The organism is Microbacterium sp. CH12i, from assembly GCF_000685355.1.
In the GTDB taxonomy this organism is placed as follows: Bacteria; Actinomycetota; Actinomycetes; order Actinomycetales; family Microbacteriaceae; genus Microbacterium.
The window spans coordinates 174,797-200,188 of record NZ_JHET01000004.1 but is presented as its reverse complement, the minus strand read 5'-3'; the positions used below and the strand labels follow the sequence as shown (position 1 = coordinate 200,188).

The window sequence follows — 25,392 nt, the reverse complement described above, 5'->3', positions numbered from 1 at the left end:
TCTGATTGCTTAAGCCCGCTGAGCTTTAGAGCCCGCTGCTGCGGATGAGAAGTGTGACCTGGGTGCCAGCCCGGCGCATGGTTCCAGCAGCGGGGTCAGTTCCGGTGACTTCGGTGAGGCCATTCGGGAACGGCGTCCACAGCAGGTTCCACGTCGGCTCGAACCCGGCGTCGCGCAACGTCTTGGCGGCCTGGTCTCGGTTGCTGCCGGTGACGTCGGGCACCGCGAACAGCTGAGGCCCCAGAGAGACGACGAGCGTCATGGTGTCGCCCGGGCGCCAGTTTCCGCCGCCGTCACGGTCGAGCACGCTGATGACGTGGCCTTCCTCGACCGAGTTGTTGTACTCTTCGGTCGTGGTCGTCGCTATGTTCTTTGCGCCGAGGGCATCGGATGCCGCGGATGCCGTCATGCCGACAACATCGGGGAGCGAACCCAACGAGACGACCAGGTCGACGGTGTCGGACTCGAATACGTCGCAGCCGTCGCCGCACTCGTACGCGTCTCCACCGGCGCGCGGCGTGACGCTCGCATTGATGACTACGCCGTTGTCTGCCCGCGAATACAGCATGAGGTCTTCAGCGGAGACCTCGACCTTGAGATCAGCGAGGTACGCGCGAGCTTCATCAGCAGTCTTACCGTTCAAGGCATCGAGCGTGTGCTGCGCCGGGCCGAGGGAGACAAAGACGCTCACTTCGCTGCCCTTGTCGAGACGCTCGCCCTCGTTGGGATCTGTGCGGATCGATAAACCGGTTTCGATCTCGATGGAGTTCTCTTCGGCGCGCACCGGAACGAAACGTCTTTCGTCAGTGCTGATGCGGCTTCGTCGTAGGGGAGACCGGCCACTGCCGGCACCGGCACGAGCGACCCCGGCCCTGATCCGAACCACCAGCCGACTCCGCCGGCGAGAACGGCGAGCAGCAGGACGAGCGAGAGCAGGAAAGCGCCGCGCGCGCGGCGCTTGGAGGTGCGTCGTCGCAGTAGCGTCGCGTTATCGATGGGCTGGTGAGATACCGCCGCAGTGGGGTTGTCGATCACCATCGTGGAGGGCATGACCTTGGTGAGATCGCCGGAATCACTCTGCGAACGCAGTGGCGTGGTCGCAGTGGTGATGGTCGCGGGAGAGACGCCGAGTGATCTTTCGATCTCGCGCAGACGGTTGAGCATCTCCTGTGCATCGTCCGGACGTTCATCCGGCGACTTCTCGGTCGCCCAGAGCACGAGTTCGTCGAGCTGTTCTGGCACGCCAGGGTTGCGGACGCTTGGCCGTGGAACCGACTCGGTTGCATGCTGGAAGGCGATCTGCATGGGCTGTTCGCCCTTGTACGGCTGCTCACCGACGAGCATCTCGTAGAGCATGATGCCGAGCGCATATATGTCGCTGCGGGCATCGGCAGTGCCGCGGGTAACCAGCTCAGGTGCGAGGTAGGCGATTGTGCCAAGCAACTGGGCCCCGGTTGCGGTGTTCGCAGTCGTCGCGCGGGCCAGCCCGAAGTCACCGATCTTGATGCGACCATCTTCGGCAAGAAGCACATTTTCAGGCTTCACATCGCGATGGACGATACCCGCCTTATGAGCAGCTGCAAGCCCCGCAAGAATCGCATCCATGATAGTGATGGTCTGCGGAATCGTCAGCCGGCGTTGTTCACGCATCAGTTCGCGCAGCGTAATGCCGGGCAAATACTCCATGACCAAGTAGGCGAGCTCGCCATCCTGCCCCTGGTCGAACACGTTGACCACGTGCGGATCTGCGAGGCGTGCGGCGGCACGTGCTTCTTGGATGAACCGGCTCTGGAAGACGGAGTCATCGCTGAGATGGCCGTGCATGACCTTCAGAGCGATTCGGCGTTCCAGGCGGAGGTCGGTTGCCACATACACCGTGGCCATCCCGCCGCGCGCGATGCGGGCACGCACGCGATAGCGACCGTCGACAAGTCGCCCGATGAGCGGGTCGGCCTGCTGATTGGTCGTCACGTACTGAGTCTATGAAGAACTGGCTGAAAGCCAGGGGAGCGGCTCACCTTTTCGGCCGGGAAATCGCCCGGATTTCAGCCGTAAAGGGCGATCCACTCATAGGCTTGCGCCTCCCAGGGGGCATAACGCGCCGGGTATGCCGAAATCTGCACTGACTGCGCAGCATCGCTGAGGCTCATGTTGTCCCACCCGGCGATGTCGAGCAGGCCGCGCGTGTTCGATCCGTTCGGGTCTGATGCGCCGCCGTAGAAAACGCGGATGCTGCGCTCACGATCCAGGATCTGCTCTGGCGTTCCCCAACCTGTGCTTGGCCGCTGTTGGAAGAGACCGAGGGAATCGCGGTCGCCCCAGTCCAGGTTGCTCAACCACGATTCGACCATCGAGGTGGCGAGCGCGATTGCGATGCCGCGGTCAGGGACGCCGAGGTCGCGCCCGATGCGAATGATGAGCGCGGCATTCTCCGCTTGCACAGCATCGAGCGTGGCTGTCTGCGGCGTAGGAGCGGATGCCGACTCTGGAGCCGGTGCCGATTCTGGAGCCGGGGCAGCCACCGCAGCCGCCGGAGCCGCCGTGGCGACGACTAGAGTCTGCCCTGGGTAGATGATCGACGATGCGTTCAGCCCGTTCGCGGCGAATACTGCGTCTGTAGACGTGCCATATTGTTGGGCGATGTCGAAGATGGTGTCGCCGGCAACCACGGTGTGCGTGGTGTCAGTGGCGGTCGGCACGATCGGGTCAGTAGTTGCGGCCGGCGCAGCTACGGGCGCAGGCGCGGCAGGAGTTGCCGGCGCAGGGGCAACGAGCGCAAGCGACTGTCCGGGATAGATCACCGATCGCCAGCTCAGACCGTTCCAGGTGAGTACATCGACCGTGGCGAGGCCGAACTGCGCAGCAATCGCGGAGACAGTATCGCCGTCTTGCACGGTGTAGGTCGCAGGGGCCGCGGCGGCAGCAGGTGCGGCGCCGAGCGTGCTCGCCAGTATGCCTACGACTGCTGCCGGAACGCCGATCTGGGCAATCCCGGCACGGGTATGCAGGGTGTTCAGTCTCAAGGTTTTCCCCTTTCGGACTCCTGAAACGCTGACACGGAAGTAAATAGATGTCAACCAGAGTGACGCATGTGACTGAAGTGATTCGAGTGGCGATGTGCGATGTGGGCCACTAAATGAGATAGTCGAAACGTGTCTGAGACTGCTCCCGAAATTACGGCCATCGAATGGCTGACCATGCCCGAACTCGTCGAGATTCTTGACGAGCCACTGGGACGTGTGCGCCGGATGATTGCCGAGCAGTACCTGATCGGCTCGACTCGCAACGGCACGTTCGCCGTGCCAGCGGTATTCATCGTCGATGCTCACCCACTGGCATCCCTGCGGGGCACGATTATTGTTCTCACCGATGCCGGTTTCACGGACGATGAAGCGATCAACTGGCTGTTCAGCGAGAACGACGAGCTCGGACGCACACCGATCGCTGCTCTTCTCGACGGACACAAGAGCGCGGTCCGCCGCGTGGCACGCACCCTGGCTTGAGTCGTCTATTCAGGCAGTGCGCACCGTTGCTGCCCGTGCCAAGTCGCGCAACTCGCTGACGGACGCATTGTCTAGCCGTGCACCCGTCAGTGCGCGGTCGGCTTCGTGCGCATAGGAAGAGATCATCTCCTCCACCTGTGCCAGAGCGCCCGACTGCGTGATCGTTGCCTGCAGCGCCGACACCTGCTCGCCGTTGAGTTCGGGGTCACCGAGCAACTCATCGAGCACGCGGCGAGCCGAGGGCTCTAGACACTGCCGCGTTAGAGCAACCAGCACAGTGCGCTTGCCTTCGCGCAGGTCATCGCCTGCGGGCTTTCCGGTGACAGCTTCTTCGCCGAACACTCCCAACACGTCATCGCGCAATTGGAATGCCATCCCGATCGGGTGTCCGAATCGCCGGAGCGATTCCTGCTGGGCATTATCGGCGCCGGCGAGGAGTGCGCCGAGAAGCAGCGGCTGCTCGATGCTGTACCGCGCTGATTTCAGCGAGACGACGCGCAGCGCACGCTCGGCGTGTTCTGAATCGGGGTTGACCTCCCAGGCAGACTCCTCGGCGATATCCAAGAATTGTCCGGTGGTGACATCGCGCCGCATTCGCGCGTACTCGCGACGCACGGCGGCGGCGTGAGGGTGTTCGGTGAGTGCGAGCTCGAGCAGATCGTCGCTCCACGCGACGAGAAGATCCCCCAACAGGATGGCCGAGGCGCGGCCGAATGCCTCGGCGTCGCCTGACCAGCTGAGCGCACGGTGTCGTTGCTGGAGTGCACGATGCGCTGCGGGGCGTCCGCGACGTGTATCGGAGTTGTCAATCAGGTCGTCGTGAACGAGGGCCGCGGATTGGAAGATCTCCAAAGCAGAACAGAGATCCCATAGGGCGTCTGATTCGCTCGCTTTTCGATCTGCGAAGCGTGCCACCGCCTGCCATCCAGCGTGGCAGAAGCGTGCCCGCAGACGTTTTCCGCCCTGCAGAGTGTGGGCCGCGGACTCGATGAAAAGCGCGGCATCTGGACCATAAGCATCCGACTCGGATCCGACCAGTGTGAGGAAGTGATCCAAGCGGGCCGCGACGGCGTCCTGGACTTGCATGGGGGAGGGCACGATAATCAGCTTAGGTTCTCAGCCGATGGCTAGCCTCGGCCGTTTTGCGAGCGTAGAATGAAAGACACTAAACCCAAGGGGGGCGTAATGCCACTGTCTGAACAGGAGCAGCGTCTGCTCGACGAGATGGAACGTCATCTCCTCCACAATGACGCCGATATCGTCACTGCGCCCTCAGGCGATCGCACGCTCAGCTACCGCAACCTTGTCTATGGGGCTGTGCTGTTGCTCGTCGGGGTCGGTGCCTTGGTAGCTGGAGTTGCTCTCGGCAGCCAGCTGGGTGCTGTCGGCAGCATCATTGTTGGCGTCATCGGGTTCGCCGCGATGGTGGCGGGCGTGATCCTCGCAGCTACGCCTGCGCGACGCATCGGTCCTGTCCCCGAGCGCAAGGGTCCCCCGAACAAGTCGCCGCAGAGTTCGCCGTCCTTCATGGATCGCATGAATGACCGTTGGGATCGTCGACAAGACGGTCGCTGACCTTCCTGATTTATAGGCCCGGATGCATTGAGCATCCGGGCCTTTCTTCGTTTTTGGGTGCGCTTATTCAGGCGTCTGGTGGCTAACGCCCCAGATCCCTCCACCCGCTCGGTGGGCTGTTTTGACGCGTAATCACGCGGATCGTTTACCGAGATATCACGAGGTATGCCAAACTGACCCCATTTCCTCATAGGAATGTGGAGGAAAGTGGAGTAAAGTGGGGAATACCTCGATTTGGCCGGATACAGAGGGGGTGATGGCCGATGTTGTTAGGAACTCATTCACCGAAGCTCGACGACAAAGGTCGAGTCATCCTTCCGGCGAAGTTTCGCGAAGATCTCGGTGGCGGCATCGTTGTCACCCGTGGACAAGAGCGTTGCCTCTACGTCTTCAGCACTGCGGAATTCGAGGCGATGCACGAGCGGATCCGCCAGGCGCCCCTCAACAACAAGCAGGCCCGTGACTTTCTGCGCATGTTCCTTTCCGGAGCGAGTGCAGAGATGCCGGACAGCCAGAACCGCATCACCATCCCCAGCCACCTTCGCCAGTACGCCGGGCTCGAGAAAGAGCTCGTCATCACGGGCGTCGGCGCGCATGCCGAGATTTGGGATGCTGCGGCGTGGAACGCCTACCTCGAGGCTGGCGAGGACACGTACTCAGAACTTGAACAGGAGGTGATTCCGGGACTCTTCTGACCTTCGACTGTGATGCCCCGCCGCTCCCGCCCCGACACACTTCCCCGGTGCCGGGTCGAGAAGCGGAGGGGGATCAGAGTCAAAGGTCACCGGAAAGACTATGAACCTTCGCGACATCCACACCCCGGTCCTCCTTGAGCGCTGTATCGAACTGCTCGCGCCGGCACTGCAGGCAGACGGCGCCGTGCTCGTCGATGCAACGCTCGGCATGGGAGGGCACTCCGAAGCCCTCCTCGAACGGTTCGACAACATCCGCCTCATCGGCCTCGACCGTGACACCGACGCACTGCGCATCGCCGGCCAGCGGCTAGAGCGGTTCGCCGATCGGGTCACACTCGTGCACACGGTGTACGACGAGATCGGCCTGCACGCGCATGGAGCGGCCGGCATCCTGATGGATCTCGGCGTCTCGTCCTTGCAGCTCGACGACGCAGACCGAGGCTTCGCGTACTCCAAAGACGCGCCGCTGGACATGCGGATGGACCAGACCAAGGGCACAACCGCAGCCGAAGTCATCGCCACTTACAGTGAAGGAAACCTCCGCCGCATCTTCGAGCGCTATGGCGAAGAGAAGCTCTCCGCGCGCTACGCCCGATTCATCGTGCAGGCACGGGACGTAAAACCACTCGAGCGTTCGCAGGACCTTGTCGATCTGCTGCAGGCCGCGACTCCCGCCGCCGTGCAGCGTGCCGGTCACCCTGCGAAGCGCGTGTTCCAGGCGTTGCGCATCGAAGTCAACTCCGAGCTCAGCGTGCTCGCCGACGCGATTCCCTCGGCGATGGACGCACTCGCCGTCGGCGGTCGGATCGTCGTGATGAGCTATCAGTCACTCGAGGATCGTTTGGTGAAGCAGGCATTCGCAGCGGCATCCGCCTCCACAGCCCCGGCGGGCTTGCCCGTCGAACTCCCACAGCACGCGCCACGGTTTCGCACCATCACTAAAGGCGCTGAGCTGGCGAGCGATGAAGAGAAGCAGCGTAATCCACGTGCCATTCCGGTGCGTCTGCGCGCCGCCGAGCGAATCAGGGAGGCAGCATGAGCCGCGCCACATCGGCTGCACTACTGCCCGAACCACTTGCACCCACTCCGCGGCCATCGCGTCGCCTCGCGCCCGTCACTGCACCGGCTCCGCGCCGGCGCCCGAAGCTCGCGTACGCGCTCATCGCCCTCGGCGGCGCGGCCGCGATCGGTGCGGCGCAGATCGGTCTCTCTCTGGCGATCACCCACGATTCCTTCGCGTTGGCTGATCTGGCCTCACAACAGCGTGAGCTCAACCTGCAGGCGAGCGCGCTCGACGACGAGTTAGCCGGCATCAGCTCGCCTCAGTTGCTGGCAACCAAGGCTTCTGAACTGGGTATGGTCGTCGCCGGCTCTGCCTCCTACCTTCGGCTCAGCGATGCGGCAATACTCGGTGCGAACACTGGTGCTGACTGGCGCTCCACGGTTGATCCGATGGGCAGCGGCGCTGTGCACAATGCCCTCCTGAACCAGAAAGCGCTGGCCGCGGCTGAAGAGCCGCAGCCTGCAGACGGCGCAAGCACGATAGTCGACCCAAATCTTCCCCCTCCGATCACTGACGGGCTCCCCAGCCCCACGACCCGCTGAATCACCTCGACTGAGAGAACATCATGACGACACGAGCAACACGCGGTCCGCGCCGTCGCACCGTCGTCGCTCTCGCAGTGATCCTTGCGGTGCTCGCGGCATTCGTGGTCCGCTTGGTCGACATCCAGGTGGTGAGCGCGAGTGAGCATGTCGAAGACTCGCTCCACGTCGGAAAACTCGGCAGCACCCAGACGCTGTACGGCAATCGAGGCTCGATTCTCGATGCCAACGGAACAATCCTCGCGCAGAGCGTGACCGTCTACGACGCTCAGCTCAGCCCAAAGGTCATCATGCTCCTCGAGAACAACGAGGAGCACCCCCCGGAGATGTCGTGGACCGAAGCCGCCGACAAGATCGCCGAAGTCACCGGTCAAGATGCTGATGAATTGCGCGCCGGGGTCGCTGACGCCATCAAAGCGAACCCCGAATCGGAGTACTACCAGCTTCCGGGTGGGCTCAGTACCGAGAAGTACTTAGCGCTCAGGGATCTTGGACTCGTCTATCTGCATATGACGCCGCGTGAAACCCGGGTATACCCGAACGGTGCTGTCGCCGGAAACATCGTCGGTTATCTCGATAGTGCTGGCGTGGGTCAAGCCGGTGTCGAGCAGCTCGAAGCATCATGTCTCGCCCCGACGAACGGCGAACGCACCTACCTGCGCGGCAAGGACGGCGTCGTAATCCCGGGCAGCGAGCGCACCGTCGATGCGCTCGATGGTGGGGCAGTGCAGTTGACGATCAACTCCGATCTCAACTGGTACATGCAGCAGATGATTGCGGAAGAAGCCCAGAAGATGGGGGCGAAGGCCGGCACAGTTACGGTTGTCGAGGTCAAGACCGGAAAGATCAGGGCGGCCGCAGAGTGGCCTTCTCTCGACCCCAACGATCTTGATGCATCCTCTCCCGAGGACTGGGGAACCCGCGTATTCGGTACCACTTTCGAGCCCGGCTCGACGTTCAAGGCAATTACCGCGGCCGCCGTGCTTGATGCCGGGGCCGCAGATCTGAACACGACAATTTCGGCCGCCAGTCGTGAAGTGTTCCCGAACGGCACTGTCATCAACGACGCGTTCGTGCACGCGGCGTATAACTACACGCTCGCTGGAGCGCTCATCGACTCGTCCAACGTGGGAGTGTCAAAGTTCGGCACCATGATCGACGCCCAGACTCGGCACGACTACATCGAGAAGTTCGGCGTCGGCGAGAAGACCGTGGACTTCCCGCGTGAGGAGAGCGGCGTTCTGCACCCCGCCGCGAACTGGGACAGCGCGTCGCTCTACACGACGACCTTCGGCCAGGCGCTCACAGTGACGGCGCCGCAGATCGCTGGCGCATACCAGGCGATTGCGAACGGCGGAGAGAAGATCGACCTGTCACTCATCGAATCGTGCACCGAGGGTGACGGCACCGTCTTGAAGTCGGATGCACCTGCTCACGAGCAGATCATCTCGGAGACGACGGCGAACTCGGTCTCCCGCATCCTCGAAAATGTTGCGGTCCAGGGCGGGCTGTCCGAACAGGTTCAAATTCCTGGATATCGCGTGGCGATCAAGACCGGTACCGCGCAGAAGCCGATGGAAGATGGCAGCGGCTACAAGCCGGGCGCGTACTACACCAGCATGGTCGGCTTCGCGCCGGTCGATGACCCTGAGTACGTTGTCGTGGTCACTCTCGACGAGCCGACTAGGGTTGTTTCATCAACAGCAACGGCATCCGCCTTCCAACAGGCGATGACTCAGGTGCTAAAGACCTACCGTGTCTCGCCGTCCACAATTCCGATGGATGAGCTGCTCCCCAAATTCAACTAGCGGCCTTCAGCCGCGCATGGAGATGTCATGATCGCCCTGTCGCTTGCCGAGATCGCCGCCATTACGCGCGGCGATCTGCGTGCGTCGATGCCGACACCGCAGAGACTGTGGTGAACGGTGTCGTCGACACCGATTCGAGGAAGATGACTGCCGGTTCGATCTTCGTCGCGAAACCAGGAGCAGAGACTGATGGGCACCGTTTCGTTGGTGCTGCGGTTGATAACGGTGCGGTGCTCGCTCTGGTCGAGCACCCGGTCGAGGTGGCGGTATCCCAGATCATCGTTGCGGATGCCGTGACCGCTCTTGCTGATCTCGCGCGCGCTGTCGTCGCACGTGTCCGCGAGGGCGGACAGCTGAAGACCGTCGGAATCACCGGTTCCAACGGCAAGACCACGACGAAGAACTTCCTCGCGCGCATCCTCGAAGATGAGGGCGAGACGGTCGCGCCGATCGACTCGTACAACAACGAGGTTGGCGCCCCGGTCACCATGCTTCGCGTCACCGAGAGCACTCAGTACCTCGTCAGCGAATTCGGTGCCTCAGGTCCCGGCGCCATCGCGCACCTTGCGGGACTCGTCGAGCCAGATGTTGCCGTCATCCTCATGGTCGGCATGGCGCATGCCGGTGGGTTCGGCGGCGTCGAAGAGACGGCGAAAGCGAAAGCTGAGCTGATCACCGCATCGCGACCGGGTGGATTCGCCGTGCTGAACATTGACGACCCGCGCGTGGCAGCGATGAGCGAGACGGCGGTTGCCCACGGTCTGAGCGTCGTCGGCTTTGGGCAGAACTCCAACGCCGAGGTGCGCGCACGCGACGTGCTCGTGGCGGCAGACGGCACGCGCTCAGCGATCGACGCCGCAGGAGAGAGCCTGCCGCTGCATTTGAAGGTTCTCGGCGCGCACCACATCACCAACGCCCTCGCCGCGATCGCTGCGGCCCGTGTGCTCGGCGTGCGCACCGCAGCTGCGGTCGCGCGGCTCGAGACGGTCGAAATTGCCGAGCGCTGGCGCATGCAGCCCATGGGCAACGAGCGCGTGCGCATCATCAATGACGCCTACAACGCAAGTCCGGACTCGATGGCGGCGGCACTTCGCACGCTGGCACAGATCACTGGCCCCGAGGAGCGCACGGTCGCCGTCCTCGGCGCTATGAGTGAGCTGGGTGAGAGCGCGGGGGAAGAGCATGACCGGATCGGCCTGCTCGCGGTGCGACTGAACATCAGGCGCATCGTCGTTGTCGGACCTGAAGCCCGTCGCCTCTATCTTTCTGTCGTCGGCGAGGGATCGTGGGACAGCGAAGCCGTGCATCTCCCAGACCAGGACGCAGCCTTCGAGTATCTGCGCACCGAGCTCCGTGACGGGGATCGCGTGCTGGTGAAATCATCCAATTCCGTGGGCCTCAGGCATCTCGGCGATCGTCTGGGAGAATTGTTCTCGTGAGATCACTCCTCATGGCCGCGGCGATATCGCTTGCCTTCACCCTGTTCCTGACTCCGGTCTTCCTGCGGCTCTTCCGCAAGTGGGGCTGGGGCCAGGTCATCCGCACGCCCGAAGACATCGCGAATCCGAGCCACGAAGCCAAGCGCGGTACGCCCACGATGGGCGGCGTGATCTTCATTCTTGGCACGATCGTCGGATACTTCGTCGGCGTCTACGTCGGCGGCGATGGGCAACCCGCGCTGTCTTCGCTTCTCGTACTGTGGCTGATGGTGGGCTTCGGTGCGGTGGGTTTCGTCGACGACTTCATGAAGGTGCGCTCCCAGCGAAGCCTCGGTTTGTCGGGGTGGCGCAAGGTCATCGGGCAGATGCTCGTGATCATCCCGTTCGGCATCGTCGCCCTGAACTTCCCCAATAAGTGGGATCAGACCCCGGCCACCAAGTTCGTCTCGCTGTTCCGCGACATCCCGTGGTTGAACCTCTTCGTGTTCGGCGTGGTGCTCGGCTGGATCCTCTATCTCCTGTGGATCTCGATCATTGGCATCGCTACCTCTAACAGTGTGAACCTGACCGACGGACTGGACGGACTCGCCGCGGGCGCCGGAGTCTTCGTCGTTGGCGCATATACGCTGATTGCCTTCTGGCAGTTCAAGCAGCCCTGTGCGGGTGAAGGCTTGGACGTTGCGGCGCTGGGCGGATGCTACGAAATTCGTGACCCGTTCAACCTCGCCATCGTCGGGGCGTCCTTTGCTTCGGGACTCATCGGATTCCTCTGGTGGAACGCGCCGAAGGCCAAGGTCTTCATGGGTGACGTCGGATCGATGGCGATCGGCGGCGTCATCACGGCGATGGCGATTCTCACCCACACCGAGCTGCTGCTGTTCGTGATCGCCGGTGTGTTCGTACTCTCGTCCGGGTCAGTGATCCTCCAGCGCGGCTACTTCAAGCTGACCCGCGGCAAGCGGCTGTTCCTGATGAGCCCGTTCCATCATCATCTGGAGATGCGCGGCTGGCCTGAGGTGACGATCGTTGTGCGTCTGTGGATCGTCGCTGGCCTGCTGGCAGTCTCGGCCGTCGGGCTCTTCTACGTCGAATGGCTCTCGCTGGCATGACCGCTGAACGTCTGGATACTCTGACCAGCTGGCATGCCGACTGGAGAGGCCTGCGCGTTGCCGTCCTCGGCCTGTCCATGACCGGCTTCTCTGCGGCCGACACACTGGCCGAACTCGGTGCCGACGTGCTCGTGCTGTCCGAATCGGCATCCGAGGAATACGCGCGGCTGATTCCCGTCATCGGCGCACGACTTGAACTCGGTGCGTTCAGTGACGTGCCGCAGACGCTTCGAGACTTTGCGCCCGAGGTCGTTGTCGCCTCGCCGGGATTCTCGCCGTCGCATCCTGTCATCCGCTGGACGCAGGCTGCCGGGATCGCGCTCTGGGGCGACGTTGAGCTCGCGTGGCGGGTGCGCGACAAGGTCGTGCGACTGGATGGCACTCCCGCTGACTGGGTGCTCATCACCGGAACCAACGGGAAGACCACCACGACTCAGCTGACCGCGTCGTTGCTTGTCGAGGGCGGGCTGCGTGCGGCGCCCTGCGGTAATATCGGCATCCCGGTTCTGGATGCCGTACGTGACCCGAGCGGTTTCGATGTGCTGGTCGTTGAACTCTCCAGCCACCAGCTCTGGTACCTCGGCCAGAGCAGTGCTGCCGGTGAACTCGTGCCGTACGCCTCGGTGTGCCTGAACCTCGCCGACGACCATCTCGTCTGGCACGGCAGCGCGCAGGCGTATCGCGATGCGAAAGCATACGTGTACCGCAACACCCGCATCGCCTGCGTCTACAACAAAGCCGATGAGGCCACGCGCATCATGGTGGAAGACGCCGACGTGATCGAGGGTGCCAGGGCGATCGGCTTCGACCTCGGGGTTCCCGGACCGAGCGATCTCGGAGTTGTCGACGGCATCCTCGCCGACCGGGCCTTCCACGACGATCGCGCGCACAGCGCCCTCGAACTCACCACCGTCGCCGAGCTCGCGAAGGCGGGTCTGGACAGCCCGCACATTGTGCAGAACATCCTGGCTGCCAGCGCGATCGCGCGCTCACTCGGCACCCCGCCGGAGGCTATCCGTCGCGCGCTGGAGTCGTTTCGCCTGGATGAGCATCGCATCCAGGTCGTCGCGCGTCATGCCGGAATCGTGTGGGTCGATGACTCCAAGGCAACAAACCCGCACGCCGCAGCGTCATCGCTGCGGGCATTTCCCGGTGCGGTGTGGATCGTGGGCGGCGACCTCAAAGGCGTCGATCTCTCGGAGCTAGTGGCGGATGCAGGAAGATCTGCGAGTGCAGCGGTCATCATCGGTGCCGTCCGCGACGAAGTTGTGGCGGCATTCGAGCGACACGCGCCGACAGTCCCGGTGTTCGAGGTGGTCACTGGCGAGACTGGTGAGGTCATGAACCGCGTAGTGGAGATCGCCGCGGGGATCGCCGTCGATGGGGGAACAGTTCTGCTGGCTCCCGCCGCAGCATCCTTCGATCAGTTCACCAGCTACTCGGATCGCGGCCACCGTTTCGCCGAGGCGGTGCGGAGCTGGATCGACCGGGGGAGCGCGGATGACGCAGGTAGCCCGCCCACCGCGCTCTGAGTCCTCGCGGCCTGAATCCCGGGGGCTCGCCGCACGCATCTCGCTGGGACGCCTGTTCACTCCGCCGTCTTCCGAGTTTCTGCTCATAGCCTCTACGGCGCTGTTGCTGACGGTCTTCGGGATCATCATGGTGATCTCGGCCACCAGCGCTACCGAGACAGGGGTCATGGACACCGCGCTCAAACAGGCGATGTTCGCGGCCGTCGGCATCCCGATGATGTTCTTGGTGAGCAGGCTGCCTGTTGCGTTTCTCAAGAAGATGTCGTGGCCGGCACTGATCGGTGCGGTGATCTTCCAGCTTCTGGTGTTCACCCCGCTCGGTATCGAGGATGCGGGCAACCGCAACTGGATCGACCTCGGTTTCTCGTCGGTGCAGCCCTCGGAGTTCCTCAAGCTCGCCCTCGCGCTCTGGGTGGCCTACGTGCTGCTGCGAAAGCGCGCGCTGCTCGGTGTATGGCGCCATGTGTTCATTCCGGTGATCCCGGTGGGTCTGCTCGCAATCGGAACCGTCATCGCGGGTAAAGACCTCGGAACGACGATGGTGCTCGTGCTGATTTTGCTCGGCTGCCTGTTCTTCGCTGGCGTCAAACTGCGTCTGTTCATCCTCCCAGTGATCCTGGGCGCAGCCGGCATCGCTGCGCTGGCAATCTTCAGCCCCGACCGGATGCGACGCATCAGCGCTGTCTGCTCTGACATGAACAACTACGAGAACGACTGCTACCAGTCGATCCATGCGGTGTGGGGCATGGCAAACGGTGGCATCTTCGGCCTCGGTCTCGGTAACTCCCAGGAGAAATACGGCTGGCTGCCTGCCGCTGCCAACGACTTCATCTTCGCGATCGTCGGCGAAGAACTCGGGCTCATCGGCTGCCTCGTCGTGCTGGCACTGTTCACATTCTTCGCTGTCGGCGCCTTCCACATCATGCGCAAGACCCCCGACCCGTTCATCCGCGTTGCAGCAGGTGGAATCACCGTCTGGATCCTCGGCCAGGCGCTCATCAACATCGGCGTCGTGATTGGCGTCCTCCCCGTCATGGGCGTGCCGCTGCCGTTCATGTCACAGGGTGGTACAGCGTTGCTTGCGGTGTTGCTCGCATGCGGCGTGCTCCTCGCATTCGCTCGCACGATCCCCGCAACCGAACGGGGTAAGGTCACCCAGTGACCACGTACCTTCTTGCCGGTGGGGGAACCGCCGGCCATGTCAATCCGTTGCTCGCCGTCGCCGATGGGCTGCGCGAAAAAGACCCGCAGGCCGACGTTCTCGTGCTCGGCACGAAAGAGGGCCTGGAATCGCGACTGGTCCCTGAGCGCGGCTACGAGCTGCTGATCGTCGACAAGGTGCCGTTTCCTCGTCGCCCTAACCGCCAAGCGGTGGCATTCCCCAATCGATTCCGCCGCGCGATCGCGCAGGTGCGCGCGCATATCCGTGACCGCGGCGTCGACGTCGTTGTCGGGTTCGGCGGGTACGCCTCGGCGCCAGCGTATGTGGCTGCTCGTCGCGAGCGGGTGCCTTTCGTCGTGCACGAAGCGAATGCGAAGCCGGGACTGGCGAATGTCCTCGGAGCGCGCTGGGCCGCGGGTACCGGGGTTGCCTTCGAGGGCACGCCGTTGAAAGGCAGTGAAGTTGTGGGTATGCCGTTGCGGCAGGAGGTCATCTCACTCGACCGTGCTGCCTCTCGCGCCGAGGCGGCCGAGGCCTTCGGGCTAGATGCCGCGCGTCCGGTACTCCTCGTCTTCGGCGGCTCGCTGGGCGCACTGCGTCTGAATGAGGCGTTTGCCGGTTCCTGGGGCGATATCCTTGCCGCCGGATGGCAGCTGCTGCACGTGACGGGGGAGCGCAGTGAGTTGGTCGATCCAGAGGTGCCGGGATACGCGATGCGCCGCTATGTCGATCGGATGGACCTCGCCTTCGCACTGGCAGATCTGATCGTCTCTCGGGCCGGCTCTGCGACGGTCAGTGAGGTCAGTGCGCTCGGCATCCCTGCCGCCTACGTGCCGTACGCGGTGGGCAACGGCGAACAGCGCCTGAACGCGGCATCGGCAGTCGACGCGGGGGCGGCGATTCTGCTCGACGATGCCAGCTTCACTGGCGATACGGTGCGCGACACGATCGTGCCGCTGCTCGGGGACCGTGCGCGCATCGACCGCATGGCGGCCGCCGCGGAACACGTCGGTACCCGCACGGGGACCGCGAACGTGATCGCGATGATCGACCGCGCGCTGAGCGCGTGAGAATTAGGATGGATAGGACATGATCAGACCTGACCTCTCCCTCCCGATCCCGGAGTCCATCACCGCCGCCCACTTCATCGGGATCGGTGGTTCGGGCATGAGCGGACTCGCGAAGATGTTCCTTGATGCGGGCATTCGCGTTTCTGGGTCCGATCGGGCCGACAGCGACAATCTGCGGGCCATAGCCGCGGCCGGAGCCACTGTGCACGTCGGACACGACGCCGCCCACCTGGGCGACGCCGACACGGTCGTGCACACCGGAGCAATCTGGCCCGAAAATCCTGAGTTCGTCACGGCGAAGCAACGTGGACTGCACGTCATCCACCGCTCTCAGGCGCTGCACTGGCTCATCGGCGGACGTCGACTCGTGTCGATCGCGGGTGCGCATGGCAAGACGACTTCGACGGGGATGGTTGTTACGGCGCTGCAGGCGCTGGGAACGTACCCGAACTTCGTCAATGGTGGTGTGATCGAGCAACTGGGGACGTCAAGCGCCTCCGGTTCCGACGATCTCTTCATCGTCGAGGCCGACGAGTCTGACGGCACCTTCCTGCTGTACGACACCGCTATCGCTTTGATCACCAACGTGGATCCCGACCACCTCGACCACTTCGGTTCGGACGAGGCTTTTCATGACGCCTTTATCCGCTTCGCTGATCGTGCGAGCGAAGCTGTCGTGATCTCGAGCGATGACGCGGGTGCACTGCGGGTCAAGGCCGGACTCTCGCACCAGAATGTGATCACCTTCGGTCTTGCCGAAGGTGCCGACGTGCGTCTCACTGATGTCTCCACTGCCGGCCCCGTAGCTGCGACGCTGACCTACCAGGGTGTGAGCGCGCATATGCAGTTGCTCGTGCCGGGCGAGCACAACGCGATCAATGCGGCAGGTGCGGTCGCAGTGCTCCTCGTACTCGGTCACGACCTTGCTGATGCCGCGCGCGCCGTTGAGTCATTCTCAGGCACCGTGCGTCGCTTCGAGCTGCACGGTGCCGAACGAGGGGTGAGCGTCTACGACGACTACGCACACCATCCCACTGAGGTGAAGGCCGCGCTCGAAGCTGCTCGTAGCGTGGTGGGCGCTGGTCGCATCATCGCCATCCAGCAGCCGCACACGTACTCGCGCACCCAGCACATGTACCGCGAGTTCGCCGAGGTGCTTGAGGCCTACGCCGACCACACGGTCATGCTCGATGTCTATGGCGCGCGCGAAGATCCGGTTCCCGGGGTCACCGGCGAACTCGTCAGCGACGCCTTCGCCGACCAGGAGCACGTGCACTACGTGCCGGACTGGCAGGCGGCAGCCGATTACACCGCGGCTGTTGCCCGCGAGGGCGACTACGTGATCACGCTGGGCTGTGGGGACGTTCACCTGATCATCCCCCAGGTGCTCGAATCGCTTCGTCGGGCAACCGGAGTCTGAGCGATGCGTCGTCCGCCGCCGCTTCCGACGCCGCCGGAGCAGGAGACGAAGCCCGCCCCGGCTCGCCCTCCGCGCCGACCCCGCGATGTCGGTGCGGAATTGGTCGAAGCTGAACCGATAATCGCGCCGGTAGAACCGGAGACACTGGAAGGCCTCACTGCTCGGGACGTCTGGCGTGCTGCACGCGCTCGGCGAAAGACCCTGCGCGCAGAGATCCGTCGCTTCACGCAGCGCTCCCGCCGTCGAAGGATCATCTGGCTCTCGGCGCTGGGCGCAGTGGTGCTGCTGATCGGCGGCAGTATCGCGTCGGCCTACAGCCCGCTTTTCGCCGTGGAGAAGATCACTATCGTCGGTGCATCCACGCTCGACCTCGCAGCCGTAGAGGCCGCGCTCAGCGACCAAATCGGCACGCCGCTCGCGTTGGTGAGCGACAGCGAGATCAAGGCTGCGCTGATTGCGTTCCCGCTGATCGAGACGTATGCGCTGGAGGCGAAGCCGCCGCACGGACTCACTGTGCGTATTGTCGAGCGCACGCCGATCGGCGTCATTGAGTCGGATGCCGGATACACCCTTGTCGACGCCGCCGGTGTCGCGCTCTCGACCACTCCCACTCGGCCGGAGGGGCAGCCGGTGCTGCGCGTCTCCGGTGGCATCAAGTCCGACGCTTTCGAGTCCGTCGGGCTCGTCGTTCGCTCGCTGCCCGTCGAGGTGCGATCACTCGTGAGCGAAGTTTCGGCGACCACGCTGGACGATGTCACGCTGAAGCTCTCGACCGGACTCACCGTCGTGTGGGGGAGCGCCGAGGATTCGGTCATGAAGAGTCAGACCCTGAGCAAAGTTCTGATTGCACGACCGGACGCGAGCAGTGTGGATGTCTCTTCGTATCTCGTTCCGGTCGTCGGCTGACCCCGTTCTGCAGCGAAACCGGCGACACGCCCGTGTCGTTGCGCGTGCGCGCGAATAAGCCGCATACCTTCGAACAAGAGAACGCAATACCGGGAAACACTTTACACCTCTAGTTGAGGTTTAAGGTTCACATTCTTTCCAGGCTCGATACATCGGAGGCCGGCCATGAGCCAGAACCAGAACTACCTCGCCGTGATCAAGGTCGTCGGCGTCGGCGGTGGCGGCGTCAACGCCGTCAACCGCATGATCGATCTCGGCCTGCGTGGCGTCGAGTTCATCGCTGTCAACACCGACGCGCAGGCGCTGCTCATGAGCGACGCCGACGCAAGCTCGACGTGGGCCGCGAGCTCACTCGCGGACTCGGCGCAGGTGCGACCCCGAGGTCGGCCGCCGCGCCGCGGAAGACCACGCCGAAGAGATCGAGCAGGCACTTGCTGGCGCAGACATGGTCTTCGTCACCGCAGGTGAAGGTGGCGGAACAGGTACGGGTGGCGCCCCCGTCGTCGCACGTATCGCAAAGTCGATCGGCGCGCTCACCATCGGTGTCGTCACGAAGCCGTTCTCGTTCGAAGGCCGTCGTCGTCAGAGCCAGGCCGAGGCCGGGGTCGCCCAGCTCAAGGAAGAAGTCGACACTCTTATCGTGGTGCCGAACGACCGCCTGCTGGAAATCAGCGACCGTGGCATCTCGATGATCGAGGCGTTCGCGACCGCGGACCAGGTGCTCCTTGCCGGTGTGCAGGGCATCACTGACCTCATCACGACACCGGGACTCATCAACCTCGACTTCGCCGACGTCAAGTCGGTCATGCAGGGTGCGGGCTCTGCGCTCATGGGCATCGGTTCCGCCCGCGGCGCCGACCGCGCGATCAAGGCCGCCGAGCTTGCCGTCGAATCGCCGTTGCTTGAGGCATCCATCGAAGGCGCACACGGAGTGCTGCTGTCGATCCAGGGTGGTTCGAACCTCGGAATCTTCGAAATCCACGACGCGGCCGACCTCGTCAAGGAAGCAGCGCACCCCGAGGCGAACATCATCTTCGGAACCGTCATCGACGACACTCTCGGCGACGAGGTGCGCGTCACGGTTATCGCGGCAGGCTTCGATGGCGGAGAGCCGGCACTGCGCCTCGACCCGATGGTGGTCTCTCGCCCCGATGCGAGCACGCTGCCGGAGGTGACTCTCTCGGATGAGCCGGCCCCCGCTGCAGCCCCGCAGCGGGACAACCAGCCCGCGCCGCGTATCGCGACGAGCCTGGAGCCCGCGTTCGTCGATGATGACATCGACATTCCCGAGTTCCTGAAGTAGGAGCGCTTTGACTGACCTCGCAGCGCGGCTGTCGGCGATCGATCAACAGATCGCGGACGCCGCGCGCACGGCAGGACGGGATGCCGCGGAGATCAGCCGCATCGTGGTGACGAAGTTCCACCCGGCATCCCTCGTGCGCGAGTTGCACGCGCTCGGCGTGCGTGACGTCGGTGAAAACCGACAGCAGGAGCTGTCGGGCAAAGTCGACGAGCTACAGCTAGACGGTCTGCGCTGGCACTTCATCGGCCAGGCTCAGACGAACAAGGCCGCAGCGATTCGACGCAGCGCGGATGTCGTGCACTCCGTCGACCGCATCAAGCTGGCCGATTCCTTGCACCGCGCTGGTGAGGGGGACGATGTGCTTGATGTTCTCGTGCAGGTCAACCTCACCGATGAAGCAGGTCGCGGCGGCGTGGCGCCAGACGAGGCAGAGACCCTCGCCGAACACATCCTGACGCTGCCCTCGCTGCGCCTGTGCGGTGTGATGGGTGTGGCTCCACTCGATGAGACGCCGGCAACGGCATTCGCACGGCTGCGTGGCATCGCCGACCGCGTGCGCACGATCGCACCAAACGCCACCTGGATCTCCGCCGGCATGACCGGCGACTTCGTCGAGGCGATCGCTGCAGGCGCGACACACCTGCGGATCGGCTCGGCAATCACCGGACCCCGGCCTGACCGGGGTTAACCTCGAAACAGATCAGCCCATGTCAAACACGGAGGACACGATGGGAAACCCGCTCAAGAAGACCATGGTGTACCTGGGCCTCGCCGATGAGGAAGAGGCCTACGAAGAGCAGCTCGCCCCGGCGCCTGCTCGCGCACATCGTGAACGCGACCGCGATCGTGACCACGAAGATGCCGCTCCTGCACCGGTGACGCCGCTTCGACGCCCTGTCGCAGTGCGCCAGCCTGCCGCCGGTGTGGTCAACGAGATCCTGACGGTGCACCCCAAGCAGTACCGTGACGCGCAGCTGATCGCAGAGAGCTTCCGCGAGGGCGTTCCGGTGATTATCAACCTGTCGCAGATGAGCGACGCCGACGCGCGACGCCTCATCGACTTTGCGAGCGGTCTTTCTCTCGGTCTCTACGGTCGTATCGAGCGCGTCACCAGCAAGGTGTTCCTGCTCTCGCCGGAGAACATTGCGGTATCGGGCCACGGAGGTATCGCGTCTGCAGACCCTGAGACTTCGGGCTTCGACCAGTCCTAAGCCGTGGCAACGCTGGTCTCAGCGATCGCATCGATCATTCATCTGATCCTGCTGATCTACATCTTTGTGCTGTTCGCGCGCCTCATCTTGGACTACATCCCGTTGTTCAATCGTGAGTGGCGCCCGAAAGGCGGCGGCCTCGTCGCGGCAGAGTTCGTGTACTCCGTCACCGACCCTCCGATTCGGTTCTTCCGGCGTTTCATACCTCCGCTGCGCGTCGGCACGCTCTCACTAGACTTCGGATTCACATTCACGATGCTGGGTGTGCTGATCCTGATGTCAATCGTGCGCGCTTTCATCTGATCCCCACTCGGGGACTATGATTGCTCGGAGGTGCGCGCCCCGGGTACGCGCCGGATAAATACCGAGCCATACTTCAGTCACTGGCAACAGAACTCATCGAAAGAGGAGCCGAGATAATGGCACTGACCCCGGATGACGTCGTCACCAAGCAGTTCCAGCACGTCCGTTTCAAGGACGGCTTCGACCCGGACGAGGTTGATGACTTCCTCGACGAGATCGTCGTCGAGTGGCGTAAAGCCCTCGAAGAGAACGCTGAGCTGAAGACGAAGCTCGCCGCCTACGAGTCCGGTGAGACCCCGGCCGCAGCCGAAGAAGCACCCAAGGTTGTCGACGAGGTGCCCGCACCCGTCGCCGCACAGCCCGCTCCTGTCGCTGTCGAGCCGGCGCCCGCAGCCGCAGGCACGGGTTCGACGACTGCCACTGCTGGCATTATCGAGCTCGCTCAGCGTCTGCACGACGAGCATGTCGCCGAGGGTGAGAGCAAGAAGAACCAGCTCATCTCCGAGGCACAGACCGAGGTTGACCGCATTCGCACTGAGGCTCAGGCCAAGGAGCGCGAAGAGTCGGCCCGCCTTGAGCGCGAGCGCAACACATTGGAAGCCCGCATCACCGAGCTCCGCAACTTCGAGCGTGACTACCGCTCGCAGCTGCGCGGTTACATCGAGGGTCAGCTGCGCGACCTCGACGAGAAGTCGACGTCAACGGACTCGACGCCGGTCTCTGCAATCGGTCTGTAGGTCGTCCTTTTGCCAGGACGTCGTCCCCTTCGTCGGTCGGCGGCCGGCATCATCGTCGCGATTCTCGCGGCTGTGGTGCTGGCCGCCGATCAGTTTGTGAAGTACCTCACCGTCGAAAACCTGCCGCTGCACGAGCCTGTCCCCGTTCTCGGTGAGTTCCTTCAGCTGTACTACGTACGAAACCCCGGTGCCGCGTTCTCGCTCGGTAGCGAGGTCACGTGGATCTTCTCGATTGCTCTCGCTGTCGTCGCGATCATCATCATCTGGAAAGCCTTCGGTCTGCGTTCACGACTGTGGGCAGTGGTGCTCGGATGCTTGTTGGGCGGAGTGCTCGGCAACCTGACCGACCGACTGTTGCGCGAACCGGGCTTCGGAGTCGGACACGTCGTCGACATGATCTCCATGCCGTGGATGATGCCAGCAATCTTCAACGTCGCCGACATGTTCATCGTCTGCGGCATGATCGCGGTCGCTTTGCTGGTCGTACTCGGGCTTCGCTTCGACGGGACGCGTGAGAAGGACGACGTCGCCGTTGCTGTGGAGTCGAACGTTGCAGAGTCGAAAAAGGACGCCTGAGAATGGAGTCGCGATCGCTACCCGTCCCTGACGGGCTCGAGGGCTCGCGCGTCGACGCCGCTCTGGCGAAGATGCTCGGGTTCTCCCGCACCTTTGCGGCAGAGGTCGCCGAAGCCGGCGGCGTGAGCGTCGATGGCATGACGCTGGGAAAGTCAGACCGACTGCGTGCCGGAGGCTGGCTCAGTGTCGAATGGCGTCCCAAAGAAGAACCCAAGATTGTTCCCATGGTTGTTCCGGAGCTCGGAATCATCCACGATGACGATGACATCGTGGTTGTGGATAAGCCGTCTGGCGTCGCTGCTCACCCCTCGCAGGGCTGGGAAGGACCGACTGTGCTCGGCGCTCTCGCCGGCGCGGGGTTCCGCATCGCCACAAGCGGCGCCGCAGAGCGTGCGGGCATCGTGCACCGACTGGACGTCGGCACGAGCGGGCTGATGGTGGTCGCGAAGACCGAGTCTGCGTATACCGTTCTCAAACGTGCTTTCAAGGAGCGCACGGTCGAGAAGATCTACCACGCGGTGGTGCAGGGGCATCCTGATCCGCTCGCGGGCACGATCGAGGGGCCTATCGGGCGCCACCCAAATCATTCGTGGAAGTTCGCCGTCACGCCGACAGGCAAGGACTCTGTCACCCACTACGAGACGCTTGAGGCCTTCCCTGGGGCTTCGTTGCTGGAGATTCACCTCGAGACCGGCCGCACGCACCAGATTCGCGTGCACATGGCCGCTCACCGGCATCCGTGCGTTGGTGATCCGCTCTACGGCGCGGACCCGACGATCGCCGCCAAACTCGGCCTCACCCGCCAGTGGCTGCACGCGCACAAGCTCGCCTTCACACACCCGGCAACAGGGGAGTGGGCCGAGTTCGAGTCACCGTATCCTGGTGACCTTGCGCACGCGTAGAGCTGCTGCGCGGCGACTGAGACACCTCAAGGGCTCAAGGGAGCAAGGGCTCAGAGAGCGCTGTCGCGGGCCGCAGCGACGGCACCGTCGAGGGTGCGCAGCAGAAAAGCGACGAGATCAGCGTCGTCCGTCCGGTCGTCGGGGGCGACGGTAACGAGAACTTCTTCTGCGAGGGCGACCCATCCGCGAAGACTGATGGTCAGAGCACGCGTAACGGGCACCCCGAGCTCGGCGAACGCGTCGCGAAGATGCGCGGCGTGAGTTCCCGTGCTTCATCGACGACACCCCGAACAGTCGGATCGCCACTCGCGACGCCGCGCACGAGGGAGGAGAAAGTGCCGCGGTGTTCGCGAACGAATGCGGCGAATCGTAGCAGCGTGTCGTCGATGCGCTCGCGAGGGGGCAGATCGAGCCGGGGCTCGGTGGCCTGGATGAGGGAGTCCCTGGCCGTCGTGACGATGGCGCGGTGCATGCCCTGTTTGGATTCGAAGTAGTGGAACACGAGCGCCCGCGAAATCCCGGCCCGGCGGGCCAGCTCGTCGATCGTGAGGTCGCCAAGAGGGTGGTCTGCGAGAAAGCTCACCCCGAGAATGAGCAGCTGCGTGCGACGCTCATCAGGCGTCAGGCGATTGCGGCGCTCAGCGGACATGCCGCCAGCCTATCGGCCACCCGCGCGGGGCGATGCAGTATTGACTCTGAGTCAATTACGATTATGCTCGATCAAGTGCCGTCGAAGAAGACGGCCCGATACCAGGAGGATCGATGAAGTTTCCGTCTCTCACTCGCTCGCACGCTGGCCGCGTCACACTCGCGGCGGTACCCGTGGGAATCGTCGCGGCAGTTCTGCTCGGCGGAATCGCACAAGGAGCAGTCCCTGTCTCTTTCGCTGTCTCGGGCAGCCAGTTTCAGATCGGGGCCACGCAGCTCGACGGCACTGGCTTCTCGCAGTACGCCGGTGTGGCCACCGACACCGAGGGCGGGGAGCACGCTGTGGCGATCGCGAACATCAAGAGCGCGACACTGAGCGATCTCTGCCAGTCGGTCATCACCGAGACGCCCCTCGGCACGGTAGGCGTACTGATCACCGCAGGCGGTGACGGGAACCCAGCGTCCGCAACCGACCTCCAGATCGGGATGACGGGACTCAAGGGCGATGCATCGTTCGGGAACATTCGCATCGGGGTTGACGCCTCGACGGTGAACACCGACGCCAAGGGCACACCCGGCGACTTCGCGCAGGACGCCGACACCGTGACCATCGCCAACCTCCAGCAGACCGCCTGGAGTACTCAGGCCGCGGTGTTCACGCTGACGGGCATGAACCTGCAGCTGACGGACGGATCGCAGGGATGCTTCTGAGCGAGTCGGTCGATACGCGAGCGAGCATGCGCACCAACGTGCGGGGCCGTTTCTCGAGCTGGCGCAGCGAGCGTCCGTTCATCGGGGGGTATTTTGATCGCGATCAGTGGAATCGAGATGTTCTTCTCCGGGCAGCTCGATATCGGGCACCTTCACGTTCAGCTCGGCATCGAGGGTCTGCAGGCGACGATAATTCCGGTGATGCTGCTTTTGCTCGGCATCCTCGCAATCACGATGCCAGCGCACCACGTCTTCTACGGGATTATCGCGCTGGCCGTGGGGCTGTATGCCATTGTCGGCGTCAACCTCGGCGGCTTCCTGATCGGAACGGTTCTCTGCTGTGTCGGTGGTGTGCTGGTGGCAGCGTGGATGACTCCGCAAGCCCGCGCAAATTCGAAGGCGCAGCGTGCCGCACTGGCGGCAGGGGATAGCGAGTGAGGCCGCCTCGACTTCGCGTCGCCGCGGTACTCGTTGCACTGGTGGTTGCAACGCCCCTCATGGTGAACGCGGCACCGTCACCGCGGTACACCGGGTTCTGCGACTCTTTCCTCTCGTTTCTGTGCCCGAAGCCTGCGCCGACACCGGGGTCATCGACTGCCCCCGCGGCGCCCGTGGTCCCTTCCGCCCCGGGCGAGACACTCACCGAGCCGGATGCCGTCGTTCCCGTGGCACCGGACAGCACAGTCCCTCCCACCGCAGAAGCTCCCGTTCCCGCCCCTGTCGATGATGGTGCGCCGATTTTCACTGGCACGCCTGCGGCAATGGGTGCGGGCGGACTTTCGTTCACCGGGCTCAAGGGGATCAGTATCGTCAGCGTCCCCACGATCGACGGCAGCACGGTGCGAGCGTTGAAGATCAGCGCTGAGTCAGTCACGATCACCGATTTCAGCCTCTCCGTCCGACCGCCGGATGGCCCGGGCCTCGTCACCAACGCCGACACGATGTCACTCCAAGGAAACGTGTCGGTGTATCTCGGATCGGCCACGGCGACCGCTCTCGGCGGCGCACCGCTCACACTGGGGCTCGACACACCGCCATCTCTCGATGAGATTGAACCCGGTCTCCTGAACGTCTCTTTCGGGTTGGTGGGGTCTATCGCTGACTCGATCTCGTACACGAACACCGATCAGCGCATCGTGGAGTGAGCCCATATCAAACCCCGGCGTCTGTGCCCCGA

At 63.6% G+C, this 25,392-nt stretch carries 25 protein-coding genes and 3 pseudogenes; 23 read left to right on the top strand and 5 right to left on the bottom strand.

What is annotated here, in order from left to right:
- Positions 1 to 25 precede the first annotated feature (25 nt).
- Together pknB and DC31_RS06000 are read right to left on the bottom strand one after the other, a co-directional pair.
- A pseudogene (pknB, locus tag DC31_RS06005) lies at positions 26 to 1,971 on the bottom strand (Stk1 family PASTA domain-containing Ser/Thr kinase).
- 74 nt (positions 1,972 to 2,045) lie between these two features.
- Entirely contained in the window at positions 2,046 to 3,023 is a 978-nt protein-coding gene (locus DC31_RS06000; RefSeq protein WP_051606481.1) for a LysM peptidoglycan-binding domain-containing protein, read from the bottom strand.
- Between the two features lie 129 nt (positions 3,024 to 3,152).
- Here DC31_RS06000 and DC31_RS05995 point away from each other — a divergent pair, with 129 nt between their 5' ends.
- Positions 3,153 to 3,503, top strand: coding sequence for an Rv2175c family DNA-binding protein (locus tag DC31_RS05995; RefSeq protein WP_327036821.1), 351 nt, complete (start codon positions 3,153 to 3,155; stop codon positions 3,501 to 3,503).
- 9 nt (positions 3,504 to 3,512) lie between these two features.
- Here DC31_RS05995 and DC31_RS05990 read toward each other — a convergent pair whose 3' ends face one another.
- Positions 3,513 to 4,589, bottom strand: coding sequence for a polyprenyl synthetase family protein (locus DC31_RS05990; RefSeq protein WP_036278117.1), 1,077 nt, complete (start codon positions 4,587 to 4,589; stop codon positions 3,513 to 3,515).
- 99 nt (positions 4,590 to 4,688) lie between these two features.
- On the opposite strand from DC31_RS05990, the gene DC31_RS05985 reads away from it, so the two are divergent.
- The 19 genes and pseudogenes from DC31_RS05985 (at position 4,689) to DC31_RS05895 (ending at position 22,856) form a co-directional block, all read left to right on the top strand.
- A complete protein-coding gene (locus tag DC31_RS05985) occupies positions 4,689 to 5,078 on the top strand; it encodes a DUF3040 domain-containing protein (RefSeq protein WP_036278114.1) in 390 nt (129 codons plus the stop codon).
- A 263-nt stretch (positions 5,079 to 5,341) separates the two neighbouring features.
- The gene (gene mraZ / locus DC31_RS05980; RefSeq protein WP_036278111.1) at positions 5,342 to 5,773 is read left to right on the top strand and encodes a division/cell wall cluster transcriptional repressor MraZ; all 432 of its coding nucleotides are present in this window, start codon (positions 5,342 to 5,344) and stop codon (positions 5,771 to 5,773) included.
- A 100-nt stretch (positions 5,774 to 5,873) separates the two neighbouring features.
- Positions 5,874 to 6,812: a 16S rRNA (cytosine(1402)-N(4))-methyltransferase RsmH gene (rsmH, locus tag DC31_RS05975; protein ID WP_036278107.1), complete on the top strand. Its 939-nt coding sequence runs from the start codon at positions 5,874 to 5,876 to the stop codon at positions 6,810 to 6,812.
- Entirely contained in the window at positions 6,809 to 7,378 is a 570-nt protein-coding gene (locus DC31_RS05970; protein ID WP_036278104.1) for a hypothetical protein, read from the top strand. Before rsmH ends, DC31_RS05970 begins: the two co-directional genes overlap by 4 nt.
- A 23-nt stretch (positions 7,379 to 7,401) precedes the next feature.
- A complete protein-coding gene (locus tag DC31_RS05965) occupies positions 7,402 to 9,186 on the top strand; it encodes a peptidoglycan D,D-transpeptidase FtsI family protein (protein ID WP_036278102.1) in 1,785 nt (594 codons plus the stop codon).
- 27 nt (positions 9,187 to 9,213) lie between these two features.
- Positions 9,214 to 10,625, top strand: a pseudogene (locus DC31_RS05960) (UDP-N-acetylmuramoyl-tripeptide--D-alanyl-D-alanine ligase).
- The gene (mraY, locus tag DC31_RS05955) at positions 10,622 to 11,734 is read left to right on the top strand and encodes a phospho-N-acetylmuramoyl-pentapeptide-transferase (protein WP_036278099.1); all 1,113 of its coding nucleotides are present in this window, start codon (positions 10,622 to 10,624) and stop codon (positions 11,732 to 11,734) included. The pseudogene DC31_RS05960 and the gene mraY overlap by 4 nt, the downstream one beginning before the upstream one ends.
- A complete protein-coding gene (gene murD, locus DC31_RS05950; protein WP_036278097.1) occupies positions 11,731 to 13,266 on the top strand; it encodes a UDP-N-acetylmuramoyl-L-alanine--D-glutamate ligase in 1,536 nt (511 codons plus the stop codon). The genes mraY and murD overlap by 4 nt, the downstream gene beginning before the upstream one ends.
- Complete coding sequence (gene ftsW, locus DC31_RS05945; RefSeq protein WP_036278094.1) at positions 13,235 to 14,428, top strand: putative lipid II flippase FtsW; 1,194 nt, start codon at positions 13,235 to 13,237, stop codon at positions 14,426 to 14,428. The genes murD and ftsW overlap by 32 nt, the downstream gene beginning before the upstream one ends.
- Positions 14,425 to 15,498, top strand: coding sequence for a UDP-N-acetylglucosamine--N-acetylmuramyl-(pentapeptide) pyrophosphoryl-undecaprenol N-acetylglucosamine transferase (locus tag DC31_RS05940; protein WP_036278091.1), 1,074 nt, complete (start codon positions 14,425 to 14,427; stop codon positions 15,496 to 15,498). The genes ftsW and DC31_RS05940 overlap by 4 nt, the downstream gene beginning before the upstream one ends.
- Before the next feature lie 19 nt (positions 15,499 to 15,517).
- A complete protein-coding gene (gene murC / locus DC31_RS05935; RefSeq protein WP_036278087.1) occupies positions 15,518 to 16,918 on the top strand; it encodes a UDP-N-acetylmuramate--L-alanine ligase in 1,401 nt (466 codons plus the stop codon).
- Positions 16,919 to 16,921: 3 nt separating this feature from the next.
- Positions 16,922 to 17,824 carry an FtsQ-type POTRA domain-containing protein gene (locus tag DC31_RS05930; RefSeq protein ID WP_036278086.1) on the top strand — a complete coding sequence of 301 codons (903 nt, stop codon included), beginning with the start codon at positions 16,922 to 16,924 and terminating at the stop codon, positions 17,822 to 17,824.
- A gap of 165 nt (positions 17,825 to 17,989) precedes the next feature.
- Positions 17,990 to 19,127 (top strand): annotated as a pseudogene (ftsZ, locus tag DC31_RS05925) (cell division protein FtsZ).
- A gap of 7 nt (positions 19,128 to 19,134) precedes the next feature.
- Positions 19,135 to 19,815: a YggS family pyridoxal phosphate-dependent enzyme gene (locus tag DC31_RS05920; RefSeq protein ID WP_036278082.1), complete on the top strand. Its 681-nt coding sequence runs from the start codon at positions 19,135 to 19,137 to the stop codon at positions 19,813 to 19,815.
- 40 nt (positions 19,816 to 19,855) lie between these two features.
- Positions 19,856 to 20,338 (top strand): cell division protein SepF, encoded by a 483-nt coding sequence (locus DC31_RS05915; protein WP_036278079.1) that lies wholly within the window; start codon positions 19,856 to 19,858, stop codon positions 20,336 to 20,338.
- Between the two features lie 3 nt (positions 20,339 to 20,341).
- Positions 20,342 to 20,641, top strand: a complete 300-nt coding sequence (locus tag DC31_RS05910) for a YggT family protein (protein ID WP_036278077.1) — start codon at positions 20,342 to 20,344, stop codon at positions 20,639 to 20,641.
- Between the two features lie 116 nt (positions 20,642 to 20,757).
- Positions 20,758 to 21,378 (top strand): DivIVA domain-containing protein, encoded by a 621-nt coding sequence (locus tag DC31_RS05905; protein ID WP_036278069.1) that lies wholly within the window; start codon positions 20,758 to 20,760, stop codon positions 21,376 to 21,378.
- Positions 21,379 to 21,426: 48 nt separating this feature from the next.
- The gene (gene lspA / locus DC31_RS05900) at positions 21,427 to 21,954 is read left to right on the top strand and encodes a signal peptidase II (protein ID WP_235201373.1); all 528 of its coding nucleotides are present in this window, start codon (positions 21,427 to 21,429) and stop codon (positions 21,952 to 21,954) included.
- 2 nt (positions 21,955 to 21,956) lie between these two features.
- The gene (locus tag DC31_RS05895; protein WP_036278064.1) at positions 21,957 to 22,856 is read left to right on the top strand and encodes an RluA family pseudouridine synthase; all 900 of its coding nucleotides are present in this window, start codon (positions 21,957 to 21,959) and stop codon (positions 22,854 to 22,856) included.
- A gap of 50 nt (positions 22,857 to 22,906) precedes the next feature.
- Here the strand turns inward: DC31_RS05895 and DC31_RS19190 are convergent, their stop codons facing one another.
- Both DC31_RS19190 and DC31_RS05890 read right to left on the bottom strand, forming a co-directional pair.
- A complete protein-coding gene (locus tag DC31_RS19190) occupies positions 22,907 to 23,077 on the bottom strand; it encodes a hypothetical protein (RefSeq protein ID WP_235201360.1) in 171 nt (56 codons plus the stop codon).
- Entirely contained in the window at positions 23,056 to 23,505 is a 450-nt protein-coding gene (locus DC31_RS05890) for a TetR/AcrR family transcriptional regulator (protein WP_235201359.1), read from the bottom strand. Before DC31_RS05890 ends, DC31_RS19190 begins: the two co-directional genes overlap by 22 nt.
- A 113-nt stretch (positions 23,506 to 23,618) precedes the next feature.
- Here DC31_RS05890 and DC31_RS05885 point away from each other — a divergent pair, with 113 nt between their 5' ends.
- From DC31_RS05885 to DC31_RS05875, 3 genes are all read left to right on the top strand, one after another.
- A complete protein-coding gene (locus tag DC31_RS05885; protein WP_036278061.1) occupies positions 23,619 to 24,215 on the top strand; it encodes a DUF6230 family protein in 597 nt (198 codons plus the stop codon).
- Positions 24,216 to 24,308: 93 nt separating this feature from the next.
- A complete protein-coding gene (locus tag DC31_RS05880) occupies positions 24,309 to 24,653 on the top strand; it encodes a DUF6114 domain-containing protein (RefSeq protein ID WP_051606479.1) in 345 nt (114 codons plus the stop codon).
- The gene (locus DC31_RS05875; protein ID WP_051606478.1) at positions 24,650 to 25,360 is read left to right on the top strand and encodes a hypothetical protein; all 711 of its coding nucleotides are present in this window, start codon (positions 24,650 to 24,652) and stop codon (positions 25,358 to 25,360) included. Before DC31_RS05880 ends, DC31_RS05875 begins: the two co-directional genes overlap by 4 nt.
- Positions 25,361 to 25,392: the final 32 nt, after the last annotated feature.